The 16,637-nt window shown below is 42.2% G+C and carries 10 protein-coding genes; 3 read left to right on the forward strand and 7 right to left on the reverse strand.

The window, feature by feature from the left end:
* Positions 1 to 354 precede the first annotated feature (354 nt).
* A complete protein-coding gene (locus HH219_RS03480) occupies positions 355 to 3,093 on the forward strand; it encodes an ExeM/NucH family extracellular endonuclease (RefSeq protein ID WP_054205305.1) in 2,739 nt (912 codons plus the stop codon).
* Between the two features lie 72 nt (positions 3,094 to 3,165).
* Here HH219_RS03480 and HH219_RS03485 read toward each other — a convergent pair whose 3' ends face one another.
* From HH219_RS03485 to agaR, 7 genes are all read right to left on the reverse strand, one after another.
* A complete protein-coding gene (locus HH219_RS03485; RefSeq protein ID WP_054205306.1) occupies positions 3,166 to 3,591 on the reverse strand; it encodes a hypothetical protein in 426 nt (141 codons plus the stop codon).
* Positions 3,592 to 4,440: 849 nt separating this feature from the next.
* Positions 4,441 to 6,525 (reverse strand): elongation factor G, encoded by a 2,085-nt coding sequence (gene fusA / locus HH219_RS03490; protein ID WP_054205307.1) that lies wholly within the window; start codon positions 6,523 to 6,525, stop codon positions 4,441 to 4,443.
* A gap of 156 nt (positions 6,526 to 6,681) precedes the next feature.
* Positions 6,682 to 7,854, reverse strand: a complete 1,173-nt coding sequence (gene nagA / locus HH219_RS03495; protein WP_054205308.1) for an N-acetylglucosamine-6-phosphate deacetylase — start codon at positions 7,852 to 7,854, stop codon at positions 6,682 to 6,684.
* The gene (locus HH219_RS03500) at positions 7,851 to 8,780 is read right to left on the reverse strand and encodes an ROK family protein (protein WP_054205309.1); all 930 of its coding nucleotides are present in this window, start codon (positions 8,778 to 8,780) and stop codon (positions 7,851 to 7,853) included. Before HH219_RS03500 ends, nagA begins: the two co-directional genes overlap by 4 nt.
* Positions 8,773 to 9,909 (reverse strand): SIS domain-containing protein, encoded by a 1,137-nt coding sequence (locus tag HH219_RS03505; protein WP_054205310.1) that lies wholly within the window; start codon positions 9,907 to 9,909, stop codon positions 8,773 to 8,775. The genes HH219_RS03500 and HH219_RS03505 overlap by 8 nt, the downstream gene beginning before the upstream one ends.
* A gap of 20 nt (positions 9,910 to 9,929) precedes the next feature.
* Positions 9,930 to 11,210 carry a D-tagatose-bisphosphate aldolase, class II, non-catalytic subunit gene (locus HH219_RS03510; RefSeq protein WP_054205311.1) on the reverse strand — a complete coding sequence of 427 codons (1,281 nt, stop codon included), beginning with the start codon at positions 11,208 to 11,210 and terminating at the stop codon, positions 9,930 to 9,932.
* Positions 11,211 to 11,254: 44 nt separating this feature from the next.
* Positions 11,255 to 12,025: a transcriptional repressor AgaR gene (gene agaR / locus HH219_RS03515; RefSeq protein ID WP_054205312.1), complete on the reverse strand. Its 771-nt coding sequence runs from the start codon at positions 12,023 to 12,025 to the stop codon at positions 11,255 to 11,257.
* 264 nt (positions 12,026 to 12,289) lie between these two features.
* Between agaR and HH219_RS03520 the strand changes: the two genes are divergently transcribed.
* Complete coding sequence (locus tag HH219_RS03520) at positions 12,290 to 13,663, forward strand: Gfo/Idh/MocA family oxidoreductase (RefSeq protein WP_054205313.1); 1,374 nt, start codon at positions 12,290 to 12,292, stop codon at positions 13,661 to 13,663.
* 93 nt (positions 13,664 to 13,756) lie between these two features.
* Positions 13,757 to 16,594, forward strand: coding sequence for a TonB-dependent receptor (locus HH219_RS03525; protein ID WP_169326641.1), 2,838 nt, complete (start codon positions 13,757 to 13,759; stop codon positions 16,592 to 16,594).
* Positions 16,595 to 16,637: the final 43 nt, after the last annotated feature.

Genomic DNA, 16,637 nt, shown 5'->3' on the forward strand with positions numbered 1-16,637 from the left:
TTCATTTTATTAGGGCGTGTTGACCTTTGTGGATTGAAATTTGTTCAATCTAGGGGCGATTTAATCGCGGCGCGAGGTTTGTAACCTAGCGGGCTACGTAAAAACCGAGCAACAAAGAGTTAATCGCCCCTAGGAAGAACCCTTTGGGCAGCGCATGTTTGGTATTTATACTGCGTTATCGCCTATTTATGGGGAACAACCACACTATATAGGCTCTGCCTTGCCTAAATACCAAACATACCGCTGCAAAATTAATCATGAAAGATCAACACGCCCTAACATTTTGTATTTTATTTGTCATAAAAAATCCCTAAACTAGTTCCCCCAATTGGGATCCACACACACGGGAATAAAATGATAAATACAAAAATAACACCTCTGGCACTTGTTATTGCAAGTCTCAGTGCACCAGCATCCGCTAATCTAATCATTTCAGAATATGTTGAAGGTGGCTCTAACAATAAAGCTATTGAGCTTTATAACAACTCAGGCGCTGAATTATCTCTTAACGGCTATAACATCTCTCTTTATTCAAATGGGAACGGCGATCTAACCAGTCCAAATAATACACTTGACCTATCTGGTAGTTTAGCTGCAAATAGCACCTATGTAATTGTTAACGCAGGCTCTGTAGACGAACTTAAAGCGAAAGCTGATATTGAAGCAACTGTTACCTATTTTAATGGTGATGATGCTTTAATACTTACTAAAGATGGCACTATCGTTGATAGTTTTGGTCAACTAGGCGTTGATCCTGGCCAAGAGTGGTCTGCCGGCGGTGTTGCCACTAAAGATAAATCACTGCGTCGCAATCTCAGTATTACAATAGGCCGTACAGATGCCACGGCAGAATTTGATCCAAGTGCACAATGGGTGCAGTTTGATAAAGATGACTTTTCAGGCATTGGTTTTCATGGCGAAAGCACAGAACCAACACCAGACCCTGATCCAGAACCGGTTACTCCATTAGAGTGCGGCGCTGCTAAAACTACGATTAACGCCATTCAAGGTGCCAGTGATGAAAGCCCATTGATCAATACCATCGTTGAGCTTGAAGGTATTGTAACGGCGGATCTACAGGCCGACGATCAACTCAATGGCTTTTTTATCACCTCGCTTGATGCTGATATTGACAACAACCCACTGACCTCTGAAGGTGTATTTATTTACGCTAATACTACTGACGTTAATGTGGGTGATCACGTTCGTGTTAAGGGCAGTGTCGCTGAATACTTCAACGCAACACAAATTGGCGACGTTAGCCAAATTAAAGTCTGTGCAGCAGACTTAACATCTACAGCAACAAAAATATCTTTACCTGTTGCTGATACGAATGATTTTGAAGCCTTTGAAGGTATGTTGGTCACATTAGAGCAACCTTTAGTGGTCACCAATAACTATGCGCTAGGTCGTTTCGGTGAAGTTGAACTCGCCACGGAACGTCTATATCAGGGTACGCAAGTTGCCTTACCTGGTGATGCAGCCAATGCCCACGAAGCTGAGAACCTTAAAAAACAAATTTTAGTCGATGACGGCTCAACGAAGCAAAACCGCGATCCAATCGCTTACCCGGGTGTTGGGCTTGATGCTTATAATACGTTACGTTTAGGTGACTCTGTTAATACGATTACCGGAGTATTGGGCTACAGCTTTAATCGCTACCGTCTTCACCCAACGATTGCACCAACATTTATTGCTACCAACCCTCGCCCAGATGCACCTGCATTAAACGAGCAAGCCGACTTACGTATTGCCAGCTTCAACGTACTTAATTACTTTAATGGTGATGGTCAAGGCGGTGGTTTTCCAACAAGTCGCGGTGCAGATAACGAAGCAGAATTTGTTCGCCAACAAGCAAAATTAGTCAGTGCAATTACAGCGCTTAAAGCCGATGTTATTGGTTTAATGGAAATTGAAAACGATGGTTTTGGTGAATTTAGCGCCATTGCCAGCCTAGTTAAAGCACTCAATGATGAAGATGCTGAAAACCAATACGCTTTTGTTGATTTTGCTGTAAATCAAATTGGTACAGATCAAATCACTACCGCATTAATTTACCGCGCTAATAAAGTAGAAGAAGTAGGCACTGCGGCCATAACAACGCAAACACCATTTGATTACAGTAACCGTGCGCCTATTGCGCAAAGCTTTAAATCACTTAGTACCGAAGAAGTATTTACAGTTGCTGTCGCCCATTTAAAATCAAAAGGCGGCTGTCGTAGCGCAGAAGGTAACAACGCTGATTTAGGTGATGGTCAAGCTTGCTGGAATGAAATTCGCGTTGCGGGTGCAAATGCTTATGCTGACTGGTTAAACAGTAAACCTACCGGTATCGATGATGAAGATATTATCCTTGTCGGTGATATGAACGCATATGCAATGGAAGATCCAATTCGCGCATTTGCTGATAAAGGGTATAAGAATGTTGTCGCCGAACTTAATGGCAACACTTTTAGTTACTCTTATAGCTTCTCAGGACGATTAGGTAGCTTAGATCACGCTGTAGCAAGCCCAACCCTGCTTGCAAAAGTAGTCGCTGCGACAGATTGGCATATCAATGCTGATGAGCCTATTAGCTTAGATTACAACCTCGAATCAAAATCAGACACACAGCAAGCAAGCTTATACGCAGACAACGCATACCGTGCATCAGATCATGATCCTGTCATTATCGATATAAAATCTGAGCCACCAGTTGAGCCAATCCCAGAACCACAAGCGCCTGTTTTAGCGCCTGAACAAACCTTTAGCATTGCAGAGAATAGTGCGGTAGGTGCCGTAATAGGCACGCTTAATTTTAGTGATGCAGATGAAGCATACACACCTGTAGTTAGCTTTGTTGTATCAGGTAATGATGCCGTTACAATTGATGCACAAGGTCAGCTTATTCTCGCTACAGAACTGGATTACGACCTTGAACGTAAAATTACCTTAATGGTACAAGCTCAAGATAGTGCCGGGAATTTATCAGCAGCACAGTTGGTATTTATTAATATAGATAAAGTGGATGAAAAGAAGAGTAACTCTGGCTCATTAGGTTGGTTAAGTTTGCTCGCTTTACCATTATTAGCAAGAAGGCGTATTAAAAAGTAACTTACTAAATCTACATAACGAAATAGACCGCTAAAAAGCGGTCTATTTAATCTCAAGAATCATCATCTTTACTTAAGCATTACAGCGTTGATTGCTTTCTTTTTTACTGCAAGCCAAACTACGCGCATACAAATCCAGAATGCCCTTCATTTGCTCTTCATTAAATTGCCAATTGTAGAAAGACTCAACCTTTCCAGATGCCAACTGAACTTTAAACTCAGTAATAATGCTATGTCGCTTAAAAGTAATGGCTGTTATTTCATCCGCATTAATATATTGCCGACCTAAAATACCAGAATAATAAATACCCGCTTTGTAGCAATGCAAAAATCGTAATTTCATTACATTAAACAAAGTAAGCACAAGAAAAGTGGGAATAATTACCATAGTAACTATTTTCAAATCCATTACAGCTACAACACTGTATGTTGTAACGAGGGCAAAAATAATTTTAATTGCTTGCAACATCCAGTTCGGACTTAATTTTACTATATTCATATTAAGGCTCTTTTGTTTGCACCCTCTTCTGAGGAAGGTTTCCTTTTTTATTAATAGTTAAAAACTATAAATCAGAAGAGAATTTTACCCTTATAGAAACAGGTACACAAGAGCATTTACACTACCTTTTACCTAGACCTAAAGTATTTATTCTAAGCCGTTAATAAGCCACAAGTTAATTAATTATCTTTTTTAAAAGCGAATCTCTAAAAATGAACTAGCTCAATCCTTTTAGTTGAACATATTAAAAACTATTAGGGCGTGTTGACCTTTCGTGATTGATTTTGCAGCTGTATGTTTGGTTTTTAGGCAAGGCAGAGCCTATGTAGTGTGGTTATTCCCCATTAATAGGCGATAACGCAGCATAAATGCCAAACATGCGCTGCCCTCCGGGTTCTTTCTAGGGACAATTAACTCTTTGTTGCTCGGTTTTTACTTAGCCCACTAGGTTACAAACCTCGCGCCGCGATTAAATTCCCCCTAGATTGAACAAATTTCAATCCACAAAGGTCAACACGCCCTAAACTAAAGTTCCAATAATCAACAAGTGAAGAAAAAAAATCAAGAAAAAGAGTTTCTCAAAAAAAAGTTGTACCAATCGTGTTAAGTTAATGACCATTTATAGCGAAAGATAAATACAGTGATAACAAGGCAGAAATTTTGACATGGTGTTGTTCTCGGCCATTGCTCCTGCATTGCTGTACCTCCTGCATCCATGCAGTCGTACATGAAAAACTTATAACGCTGTTAGCGCTTTATTTAGCCCGCTAGAATGGTTAAATATTTTTAGTGTTAGGCAATAAAAAACCCGCAACAAGTGCGGGTTTTTTCAAAGATTTAAAAGGCTAATTACTTAGCAGCTTTTTTCTCTTTTTCTGCAGCGATTACTGTATCAGCTACGCTTTGTGGACACGGTGCATAGTGTGAGAACTCCATAGAGAACTGACCACGACCTGATGTCATTGTACGTAGTGTGCCGATGTAACCGAACATTTCTGATAACGGAACATCAGCTTTAATACGGATACCAGTTAAACCAGCTTCTTGGTCTTTCATCATACCACGACGACGGTTAAGGTCACCGATTACGTCACCAACGTGATCTTCTGGTGTGAACACGTCAACTTTCATGATTGGCTCAAGAAGTTGTGCGCCCGCTTTAGGGATCGATTGACGGAAAGCGCCTTTAGCAGCGATTTCGAACGCGATTGCAGATGAATCCACGGCATGGAAACCACCGTCGAAAAGTTCAACTTCAACGTCAAGTACTGGGAAGCCAGCTAGAACACCTTCGTTCATCATTGACTTAAAGCCTTTCTCAACTGCAGGCCAGAATTCTTTAGGTACGTTACCACCAACAACTGATGATTTAAACGTGAAGCCTGAAGCAATTTCACCTGGCTTGATGCGGTAGTCGATTTTACCGAACTGACCAGAACCACCAGATTGTTTCTTATGCGTGTAGCTATCTTCGATTTCACGAGTGATAGTTTCACGGTAAGCAACCTGTGGTTGACCAACGATAAGGTCTACGCCGTAAGTACGCTTAAGGATATCAACTTTGATATCTAAGTGAAGCTCACCCATACCTTTAAGGATAGTTTCGCCTGAATCTTCATCAGTCTCAACTTGGAAAGATGGATCTTCTGCAACCATTTTACCGATAGCAACACCCATTTTCTCATTACCGCCTTTATCTTTAGGCTGTACAGCAATCGAGATTACTGGAGTTGGGAATACCATTGGCTCAAGTGTTACTGGGTGCTTAGGATCACATAAAGTGTGACCAGTTTGCACGTTTTTCATGCCTACGATAGCAATGATGTCACCAGCTTGTGCGCTAGTTAATTCGTTACGGTCATCTGCTTGCATCTCAACCATACGGCCAACACGCTCAGTTTTACCAGTAAACGCGTTAAGGATAGTGTCACCCTTATTTAGTTTACCAGAGTAGATACGTACGAATGTTAATGCACCAAAACGGTCATCCATGATTTTGAATGCTAACGCTTTGAATGGTTCATCAGTAGATACTACTGCGAACTCGCCATTTTCATTACCTTCTTCATCCATAAGAGGTTGAGGATCAACTTCTGTAGGACACGGTAAGTAATCAACAACAGCGTCAAGAATTAGTTGCATACCTTTGTTCTTGAAAGCAGAACCACAGTATGTAGGGAAGAAAGCAAGGTCACGAGTACCTTTACGGATACAACGCTTGATATCTTCAAGAGAAGGCGCTTCACCTTCCATGTATGCTTCAAGAAGTTCGTCGTCTTGCTCTAAAGCAGTTTCAACAAGCATTTCATAGTATTCGTCAGTTTTCTCTACCATGTCTGCTGGAACGTCTGTGATCTCGTAGTTCTCTGGAAGACCAGTGTCATCCCAAACGTATGCTTTTTTAGTTAGAACATCTACAACACCAACAAACTCATCTTCGATACCGATTGGTAACGTCATGATTAGTGGGTTTGCACCAAGTACTTTACGTACTTGCTCAGTTACACGGTAAAAATCAGCACCCATACGGTCTAATTTATTTACGAAAATAACACGTGCAACTTCTGATTCGTTAGCATAACGCCAGTTAGTTTCTGATTGTGGCTCAACACCACCAGAACCACAGAATACACCGATGCCGCCATCAAGTACTTTTAGTGAACGGTATACTTCAACTGTGAAGTCAACGTGTCCAGGAGTATCGATAACGTTAAAACGGTGATCTTTCCAGAAACAGCTTACAGCCGCAGACTGGATAGTAATACCGCGCTCAGCTTCTTGTTCCATGAAGTCAGTTGTTGATTCACCATCATGAACCTCACCAGTTTTATGGATTTGACCAGTAAGCTTTAGGATACGCTCAGTAGTCGTGGTCTTACCCGCATCAACGTGCGCGAAAATACCAATGTTTCTGTACTTCGATAAATCTGCCATTATTTTACTCTTAATAAAGTCGAAAAATTATTCGGCGGGAGTATAGCATTACTTATAGCGAACATCACCATACATGTCGCTTAAAATGCAATCAATTTTATAATATTTCACTTTCTATGGGTTTTGAAGCCAATAGCTACACTAAAGCCGTGCTTTTTAGCCGTTTTGAGCATCCCTAAAAAAGCATTGGCGACCCTTCACATAGGTAGCTTGAATACTGAAATCATTTTTTAAAACAGCAAAGTCAGCCTGTTTACCACTCGCTAAAGAACCAACTTGGCTTTCAATATTAAGAAATTGTGCAGGGACAATACTGGCCATATTTATCGCTTCACGTAGTTCAACGCTGCCTAATAGGTGCATATTTTTAACAGCGCGTTCCAGCGTTAGCGTACTACCAGCCAAAGAGCCCGATGCCGTTCTCGCCACGCCATCGTGAACAAAAACATCCATTTTACCTAATTTATATTGTCCATCAATTAACCCACCTGCATTAATACAATCACTGATCAACGCGATTTTTTGCGGGCCTTTGAGTCTATAAATTAACTTTAAAATAGTAGGATGAAGATGCACACCATCAGCAATAACCTCCACCAGCGCATTGTCATCCATTAATACCGCCCCCGCGCAACCTGGATCGCGATGGTGAATGCCGCGCATGCCGTTAAATACATGCACACCACCACATGCACCATGCCCAAGCGCCTGCTGCGTTTGTTCATAAGTGGCATCACAATGACCTAACATCACTCTAACACCTTGTGCTGTAAGGTATTGGATCAGCGTATTGGCACCGGGTTTTTCAGGTGCTAATGCCACCACCTTTAAGCTACCGTTGGCCGCCTTAATCATCGCTTCTAAATGCGGCTGCGATAATTCTAAAAAATAATCTTGGTTATGCGCACCTTTATGTATTTCACTAAAAAACAAGCCTTCGCTATACCCCCCCAAAACCTGTGCACCACTAGGTTGCTGCGTATATGCTTGGCCAATTATAGCCATCGCATTAAGGGTTTGTTGCCAGTCAGTCGTTACCGTTGTCGCTAAAAACCCCGTCACTCCATGCTCTGCAAGTGAGCATGAAATTGTTTCAATGCTACTCATTTTACAATCAATGACATCGCAGCCCTCGCGACCATGAATGTGTAAATCAATTAAACCGGGAATAATCGCAGCATCACCGTAATCATGAATTGGCACATCCGCTTTGGGGCTTTCTGTAAAGTCACTAATACGACCATTATCAATTAACATTAGGTGGTCTTTCAGTACGGTCTCTTGGCAATATATAGTCTCTGCCTTAACGTAAAAGACTGGCTCAGTCATGATAATACTCCAACTTGCGCTTTAGCTAAAATTGCAGCGCCACGGGCACCGCTAGCATCACCAAACTCAGCTAACACAATTTTTGGCACGCGAATATCAGCAAAAACATACGGTACTATTGCCTCTTCTAAGTTACTTACTAGCTCGTTAACTAATGACATACCACCACCGATCACAATTACCTCAGGGTCATACGCCATAATGATTGCCGCAAAGGTACTCCCCATTAAATCCAAGTAACATGCAAAGCTCTGCTGACAAAATACATCGCCTTTTCGTAAGCCTTCCACAATTTCAAAGGTGGTGAGTTCTTTTCCTGAAAAGTGCCAATGGATTCGCGCTAACCCGGGGCCAGCGATATAACTTTCAACACATCCTGTTAAACCACAGCCACATTTTAAAATAGGCAACTGGTATTTTTGTTGTAGCACTGCTGAAAGTGAATAATGCCCATATTCGCCAGCAATACCTTGCGCACTTTTGTACAGCTCACCATCAATGCATAACCCGCCACCGGCCCCAGTACCAATAATTGCACCAAACACACGAGTATGTTGTAAACCAATCGTGCTTTTTGCTTCAGAAAGTGCAAAACAGCGGCAATCATTTTCAATGGCGACAGGCCGGTTTATTAATTTTGCTAAATCTTGCGCTGCATTTTGACCTGTTGCATGAGGAACATTTGCGGATAAAACCTCTTGGTTCGCATTAATAATACCTGGCATGCCAATACCTACTGCACCACAGCACTGATATTTATGATCTGCACTTGAAATCATTTCCACTAACGCAGTTAAAAAATCTTGGTAACTCGTTTGCGGTGTTGCAATACGCCATGACTCTAGTTGTTTTAATGAAGCGTCAAATACCGCAAGTTCAATTTTACTGCCGCCAATATCAATGCCATAAATATACTGCTTAGTCATTAATATCACCTTGTGAGAATGGATAAATAGTCACCCCTTGCACCACTCGGTTTACCTCACCGGTTGGACATGGGTTATCTACCGTAATACCTAGTTGCCACGCTTTATAGAAGGATATTATTTGTGCGCACACCATATAATACAGGCCATTAAAGACATCATCTAACTGCTCAGCAGAGGCCTCACTTGGCAAGGTTAATGTATGCACTGCAATCGCTTTATTATCGCTTTGCAGCTCATTAAGTAGGTCAATATCATATTGTTTTGTATAGTTATTATTTGAACCAAATAAGACGATTAACGTTTTATCATCAACTAATGATTTTGGCCCATGGCGAAAACCAAGCGGGGATTCAAAATACCCCATTACTTGGCCTGCACTTAACTCCAATAGCTTTAACGCCGACTCTTGCGCATACCCTTTTAATGACCCAGCCCCTAAATACACCAGCCGATGCATTGGCAACTCAGCCAACTCTTTTAATTGAGTTAACTTGCTCGGAATATTTTTATCAATACTGTCAGCCATCGTTAAAACGGCATTATCCACATCGCTAAATACCGCTAAGCCTGCCACCAGCATCGACGTAAAACTACTGGTCATTGCAAAGCTTTGGTCAAGTGTTTGTGTTGGCATCAATAACGAGAAATAGTGCTCATCCTGCGCCGCTTGCTTATTCAGTGCGCCATCAGGGTTACAGGTAATAAATAAATGAGCACAGTGTTTTACATAGTTATTCACTACATCAACAGCAGCAACACTTTCAGGGCTATTACCTGAGCGCGCAAAAGAGACCAATAACGTTGGCCTATTTTTTTGTAAATACTGCTGCGGGCAAGCCACTAGCTCGGTGCTACTAATACTGAGACATGGAATATCTAACTGTTGGTTTAAGTAACCAACAACCGCCTCGCCAACATACGCAGAGGTACCGGCCCCAGTAAAAACTATTTGCGCATTAGGCTTATCCAACACATTTGCAAGCCAAGCATCTAATTGCTTGCGTACAACACTTACCAAGCTGAGTGTTTCTCGCCAGCAGCCACTTTGCTGCATAATTTCTTTTGCTGTCCATGCACTATTTCTAGCTTCTAAAAGCGTTTCATCAATTGCTAAATAACTCGACATTGCTACCTCACTTACGTCTATTATTGTTTAAAGCACGCATCTGCGTAGCGACTGGTTACTTGCATTATGTGATGAAGTACCAAAGATTTAGGGTTGTTCTGAAGTGTTTTATTACGTACAGCTAGATACTGTAACGGCATATACTGGCTTAGTAGTGGCAAGGGGATCGACTGTTTTTGTAAGTTACTAAATAGCGTTTCAACCGCATTTTGATTGCCTTGCTGGCCCCAATAATAACGAATACGATCACTAAAGCTAAAGCGGCGATATAGCTGCTGCAGTGATTGTTCGACTTGATAAAAACGCTGCCAGTTTTTTGGAAACTGCTGCATATCGGCATCAACTACAGTGCGTAAATGCGAGCACTGTTCAGTACCTATGAGCGCATCTTCAATATGGCTTAATGCAAATAAAGCTTCACGTAGCGCAAATGTAAGCTCAGGGCCTACTTTTAAAATCGCGAAATGGTCATTCACTAGCTGCTGATATGCCACCGACGTTTGGTAATCCGTTGAATGCGCCTCAAAGGCAATACCTTCAACGGTTGTTATGTACTGCTTTAGTTGCTGTGCTTTACTGCTGTCGTAATCAAATACTTGGGTATTATCAAATTCAACCCCCGGCTGTACAACTAATCCCACTACACGCTGCCATGCAGATGATAAACCGAGCTGTAAAAATGCATCGTGATGCAGCGCTAAGGTACTTGCAACATGGGCAGTTTGCGTAACAGCGAGCGTGTCAATATGCTCATCTGCTCCACCTGGTGGGGGGACTTCAGTGCCTATCACGTACACCAAATCACTGTGACCAAATGTATCAACGGCTGTTTTTTCAGCCACAGCACACAACTGCGCCGCACGTATTGCCACCGTTTCATCTGCTAAAATTGCGTCGTCATCAGCGCAGCGCATACTGGTATCTAGGTGGATTTTTTTGAACCCTGCCGCCACATAACCAGCAATTAACTGCTCAGCCTTTTGCATCGCTGATCCAGCATCCTCGTCACACCAACACACTGGGCCTAAATGATCTCCACCTAGGATCAGTTTATCGACCGCAAACCCCTGCTCAGTCGCTAGCTGCTCAACAAATGCTATAAAATCAGTAGGCAACATGCCGGTATAACCGCCAAATTGATTAACCTGATTAGCAGTCGCTTCTATTAGTAGGTAACTGCTGTCTTGCTTGGCTTGCAATATGGCGGCTTCAAGCACCAATGGATGCGCCGAACACACGGCATAAATACCTTGTTTTTCACCGCGTTTATTCGCTGCGATTAATTGCTGTAATATCGTCATTGCAAGCCTCTATGTTGGTTAATCTTTTGTAGTTATGACTAAAGTCAAAGGTCAATTATGTGTAGCTGTACACCCGCATTCTCGATGGCCGTTTTAATCTCAGCTGGAATGCCACTGTCTGTTATCAATACATTTACTTCACTGGCGGCTATAATTTTATGCACGCCTTTACGGTTAAATTTACTGGAATCGGTAACAACAATGATCTCTCGCGATACTTCGCACATCACTCTGTTTAATAAGGCTTCCAATTCAAAATGCGTCGTGATCCCCACATCTTTTTCAAAACCATCAACACCTAAAATCAACTTATCAAAGTGGTACTGCTGCAAATGCTGCTCAGCTTGGCGGCCATAAAATGACAATGATTTTTTACGTAGCGTGCCACCAGTCATTAATACTTCAACGGATGGTGCATTCAACAGCGAATGTGCGACATTCAACCCGTTAGTCATCACCACGACACCATGGTGATTGGTTAAATTTTTAGCGACCTCTTCCGTTGTGGTCCCTGAATCTAAAATGATCGATTCACCATCTTTAATTAAGCTTGCAGCAAATTTGCCTAGCCGCTCTTTAATTCCGCGATTTGCGTCATGCTTCTCTTTTAATGACAACTCTTGCGTAAGGCGATTACTCATCACAGCACCACCGCGAGAGCGCACCAACAAACCTTTTTCATCCAATTCATTTAAATCATTTCGAATAGTAACCGTCGATACGCCAAACAGCTGAGCAAGCTCAGGAACCTGTACGCGTTCTTGCTTGCAAACTAATTGCACAATTTCATGACGTCTTTCGATAGTGTTAAGCATGCCCGCTCTCTTTCATTATTTACTTTCATTCATTGTACTCAGCTTTCACTTACTTTCAATTTAATTTATTTACATTTTTTATTTATTAACAATAAATAACACCAAACAACTGAATTAAAACAACTTAAATGAAAATTAAAATTACACACCGCCACAAATGAAAGTAAATGAAAGATTTTTATCTTGCTTTGATGTTTTCTTGGGTGTACAAATAAAAGCCTACGAAAGCGAATTCACAAATAATAAATATATAAGGGCAATGTCATGGGCGATCTCAACCGTAGACGGTTTTTACAATCAATGGCCGCAATTGCAGCAACAAGCGCAGCTTTAGGCTGTGCTTCGACAGTAAATCCCAAATCAATACTCAGAACGCCGCAACAAGGACGTTCAACCCTTGGCTTAACAGTGCCAAAAATGGATGTAGTAAGAGTGGGCTTTATTGGGGTTGGTGAACGCGGAGTTGGCGCTGTAAAACATTTTTGTCATCTTGATGGCGTTGAGATAAAAGCTATTTGTGACACCCATCAAGCCGTAGTAGACAGAGCTGTGAAAGTTGTTGTTGATAAAGGCTTTAAAAAACCAGATACCTACGGTAAAAGTGACCTCGATTATAGGCGTATGTTAGAACGCCAAGACATTGATATTGTCATTATTTCAACACCGTGGCAATGGCACACCCCCATGGCTGTCGATACCATGGAAAGCGGTAAACACGCTTTTGTTGAAGTGCCCGCAGCCGTGACAGTAGAAGAAGCATGGCAACTTGTTAATACCTCTGAGCGCACACAAAAAAATTGCATGATGTTAGAAAATGTTTGCTACGGCCGTGACGAGCTCATGGTGCTTAATATGGTTCGCCAAGGGGTTTTTGGAGAGTTATTGCACGGTGAAGCGGCGTACATTCATGAACTTCGCTGGCAGATGAAAGAAATTGATCATAAAACAGGTTCTTGGCGCACCCCTTGGCACGCAGCTGTTGATGGTAATTTATACCCAACTCATGGTTTAGGCCCAGTGTCCCAGTATATGAATATTAACCGTGGCGACCGTTTTGACTATATAAGCTCAATGAGCTCGCCATCATTAGGGCGCGCCGCCTACGCTAAAAAAGAATTTCCCGCAGATCATAGCCGCAATAAGCTTAACTACATTGCGGGTGATATGAACACCAGCATTATCAAAACAGTAAAAGGTCGTAGCATTATGGTGCAACACGACACCACCACGCCACGCCCTTACTCTCGTCACAACCTAATTCAAGGCACTAACGGCGCATTTGCAGGCTTTCCAAATCGGATCGCACTTGAGCAAGGTGGCAGTAAAAGCTACCACGAGTGGGATTACGACATGGCTGATTGGTATAACAAATACGATCACCCGCTCTGGCAAAAAATGGGCGCTGAGGCTGAACGTAACGGCGGCCATGGCGGCATGGACTTTTTAATGTTTTGGCGCATTGTGTTTTGCCTGCGCAACGGCGAACCACTTGATCAAGATGTGTATGACGCAGCCGCATGGTCTGCTGTTTTCCCATTATCAGTAGAGTCTGTCGCTGATCGTAGTAACAGCAAGGACTTCCCTGATTTCACTCGCGGCCTTTGGCAGCAAGCAAAGCCACTTGGCATTATTTCGTGATTTCCCCCAAGCGTACTGGAAAAAGACACCCAACACGCTTGGTAATAAACCAATAAAAAATAACCATCAACAAGTAAAATACAGGTAACTATTATGAAAGCACAATTAAAACTGTCCACCCTGTTTTTGTCCATGAGTGCCATTTTCAGTGGTGCTACGCTGGCTGCTGAAGAAGACAAAAAAAAGGAAAAAGAAGCCGAGACCGAGCAGGTAGAAGTAATCGAAGTCAGAGGTGTTCGCTCAAGTATTAAGGAATCCCTGTATTTAAAACAACAAGCCGTTGGGGTTATGGATGCCATAGTAGCAGAGGATATTGGTAAGTTTCCCGATCAAAATATTGCAGAGGCACTGCAACGGATGACGGGGATTGCGATTACCCGTAACGGTGGCGAGGGCCAAAATGTTACCGTGCGAGGTTTAGGTGGTGACTATAACGTAACCACCGTTAATGGTCGGCGCATGGCATCAGAGCATTCCAGCCGTAACTTTAATTTTGACTTAATCGCCCCTGAAATAGTCCAATCCCTCGAAGTATATAAATCCCCACAAAGTAAAACACAAGAAGGCGGCATTGGCTCTGTCATCAATATCAAAACCCGTAAACCTCTCGATTTAGACGGTTTTACTTTATCTGGCAGTGCAAAAGGTATTTATGAAGAGCGTACGGGTGATATAAACCCACAAGCATCCTTTTTGATTAGCGATACTTTTTTTGACGATACCTTTGGCGCATTATTTACCGCGGTTTATTCTGAGCGTACTCAACGAGCAGATTCTTATGAAGGCCAAGGGTTTTATGATCCAGACGAAAATGTAGACGTTCGTATTCCAATCGATAGCAATGGTAACGGTATACTTGAAGATAACGAGCAATCATATCCCTCGATCATTCCAGGCTACGTACGTTATTCAAACTGGCAAGATACCCGTGAACGCCTTGGCGCAAGCCTAGCGCTACAATGGCGCCCCTCTGACAAGTTTGATGTGAACTTTGATAGCATGTACTCACAGTACGAAACCAATGGCGAACAATATCAGATTTCATTTGTCACCTATGACGAATCATGGACTCCCGGCATTCCGGCAATCGGTGAAGTAAAATTTAATGATGATGGCAATGCAAATTACGTAGAGTTAGTTGATGGCGCAATGGCAGAACTGCTTAATGTATCTGTACCGCGTAATACCGATACATGGCAATGGGGCTTTAATACAGTTTGGTATGCCACAGAAAGCTTAACGGTTGATTTAGATATTTCACAATCACAAGCAAAAAATGTGAGTAACGGTAATAACCGCTTTATTGTTGCGCGTGGCTTTGTTGATGGTATCACTATCGACCAAACCGGCAGTAATATGCTACCAGATGTAACAATGACACCAGCGCTTAGTTCTGAGCAACCTTTTGGCGCACATTACAGCTACAACTCCGGCACTGATGTTAAAGACAAAATCGAAGAAGTACGCCTAGCAGCAACTTACATCCCTTCGTTTGAACTCGTCAAAGATGTGCAATTTGGTCTACATTACGGTAAACAAACTAAAGAGCGCAGCGTATTTAAATCTAAAAATGCCTCAATGTTTAGTAACGGCGGCGCTTACTTTAAAAACTCTGAGTACGATAGTTTTGATGACTCAAGTGTAGAAGAGCTTGGCGGCTTAAATTTATTCCGCTTACCTGCTGATGTATTAGTCCCTGCTAATTTTGATAACTTCTTAGATGGCGAACCCGGCAAACACCCTGATCCATGGGCAAGCTTTGATTACGACAAGCTGTATGCTTTTTATGAAACAATCAACCCACAAGCAGCTCAAGATAAAATTGTTGCAAAAAACAGCCCTAAAGATTCATTTGCACTAACAGAGCAAACCCTAGCCGCCTTTGTTGAAACAAACCTACAAGGCGATTTAGGCCAATTACCGTTTGCACTAAACATGGGCGTACGAGTTATTAAAACCGACGTCACATCGGATGGTTACACCTTTGATGTAGATAACGTTCGCTACAATGTGACTGAAAAAGATGGCGCATTAAGCTACCGTGTTGATGGTGATATTGACGATTATTATGCACGCTCAACCACAGAAGAAAGCTACACGGATGTACTGCCTAGCTTAAACTTCAAACTTAATTTACGCGATGATTTATTGTACCGCTTTAGTGCCGCAAAAGTGATCACACGGCCAAACCTTGGTTACTTATCACCGTACAGTTATTTAGATTTTAATAATGCTGAATACCATGCCTCTAACCCAGGTATCAAACCACTGAGAGCAAATCAGATTGATACCACTATTGAATGGTACTTCTCTGATTATGGCGCACTCACATTTGCAGCTTATTATAAAGACATAGAGTCTGTCATAGCCCGTGGCCGTGTAGGCACAGCACAAGTAGGTAATTACTTTAAAGATGGCGTTGCAGTAGACGGCCCTATTTTTACTAAAATTTCACCTACATCAGAAAAAGGCGCAACCATTTTAGGCTTTGAAACAGCTTATCAACAATCTTTTGATGAAATACTCCCAGCCCCCTTTGATGGCTTAGGCGTACAAGTAAACTATACTTTTACAGATAGTAGCTATGACGATGAAGAATTAAACGACCTTCCTTTTGTAGGAATGTCTGAGCATTCGTATAACGCGGTTATTTATTATGAGAAAGGTGATTACCAAACGCGTATTGCTTATAACTGGCGCGACGATTACCTTGTATACCCAGACGCATGGGGCGGCCCAGAATGGGCGGCTGATTATGGTCAATTTGATTTTAGTGCTAGCTACAACATTACTGAAAAAATGCGCGTTGATTTAAGCGTAACTAACTTAACAAACGAACGACAATGGTCGTATGTTAAAACTGAAGAACAGATTCGTCGCTTGGCGCGCTATGGTCGCTCGATTAGCTTGGGCTTTTCGGCATCATTTTAAGCTGATTAGCGCCGTTTATCGGCGCTTTTTTTATGGAACACAC

Source organism: Pseudoalteromonas sp. NEC-BIFX-2020_015 (assembly GCF_012952265.1).
Classification (GTDB): Bacteria; Pseudomonadota; Gammaproteobacteria; order Enterobacterales; family Alteromonadaceae; genus Pseudoalteromonas; species Pseudoalteromonas neustonica.

Excerpts from the sequence above, each read along its gene's own strand:
- HH219_RS03520 (WP_054205313.1), top strand. The coding sequence starts at position 12,290 with ATGGGCGATCTCAACCGTAGACGGTTTTTACAATCAATGGCCGCAATT.
- fusA (WP_054205307.1), bottom strand. The coding sequence starts at position 6,525 with ATGGCAGATTTATCGAAGTACAGAAACATTGGTATTTTCGCGCACGTT.
- HH219_RS03480 (WP_054205305.1), top strand. The coding sequence starts at position 355 with ATGATAAATACAAAAATAACACCTCTGGCACTTGTTATTGCAAGTCTC.
- agaR (WP_054205312.1), bottom strand. The coding sequence starts at position 12,025 with ATGCTTAACACTATCGAAAGACGTCATGAAATTGTGCAATTAGTTTGC.
- HH219_RS03500 (WP_054205309.1), bottom strand. The coding sequence starts at position 8,780 with ATGACTAAGCAGTATATTTATGGCATTGATATTGGCGGCAGTAAAATT.
- HH219_RS03485 (WP_054205306.1), bottom strand. The coding sequence starts at position 3,591 with ATGAATATAGTAAAATTAAGTCCGAACTGGATGTTGCAAGCAATTAAA.
- HH219_RS03510 (WP_054205311.1), bottom strand. The coding sequence starts at position 11,210 with ATGACGATATTACAGCAATTAATCGCAGCGAATAAACGCGGTGAAAAA.
- HH219_RS03505 (WP_054205310.1), bottom strand. The coding sequence starts at position 9,909 with ATGTCGAGTTATTTAGCAATTGATGAAACGCTTTTAGAAGCTAGAAAT.
- nagA (WP_054205308.1), bottom strand. The coding sequence starts at position 7,854 with ATGACTGAGCCAGTCTTTTACGTTAAGGCAGAGACTATATATTGCCAA.
- HH219_RS03525 (WP_169326641.1), top strand. The coding sequence starts at position 13,757 with ATGAAAGCACAATTAAAACTGTCCACCCTGTTTTTGTCCATGAGTGCC.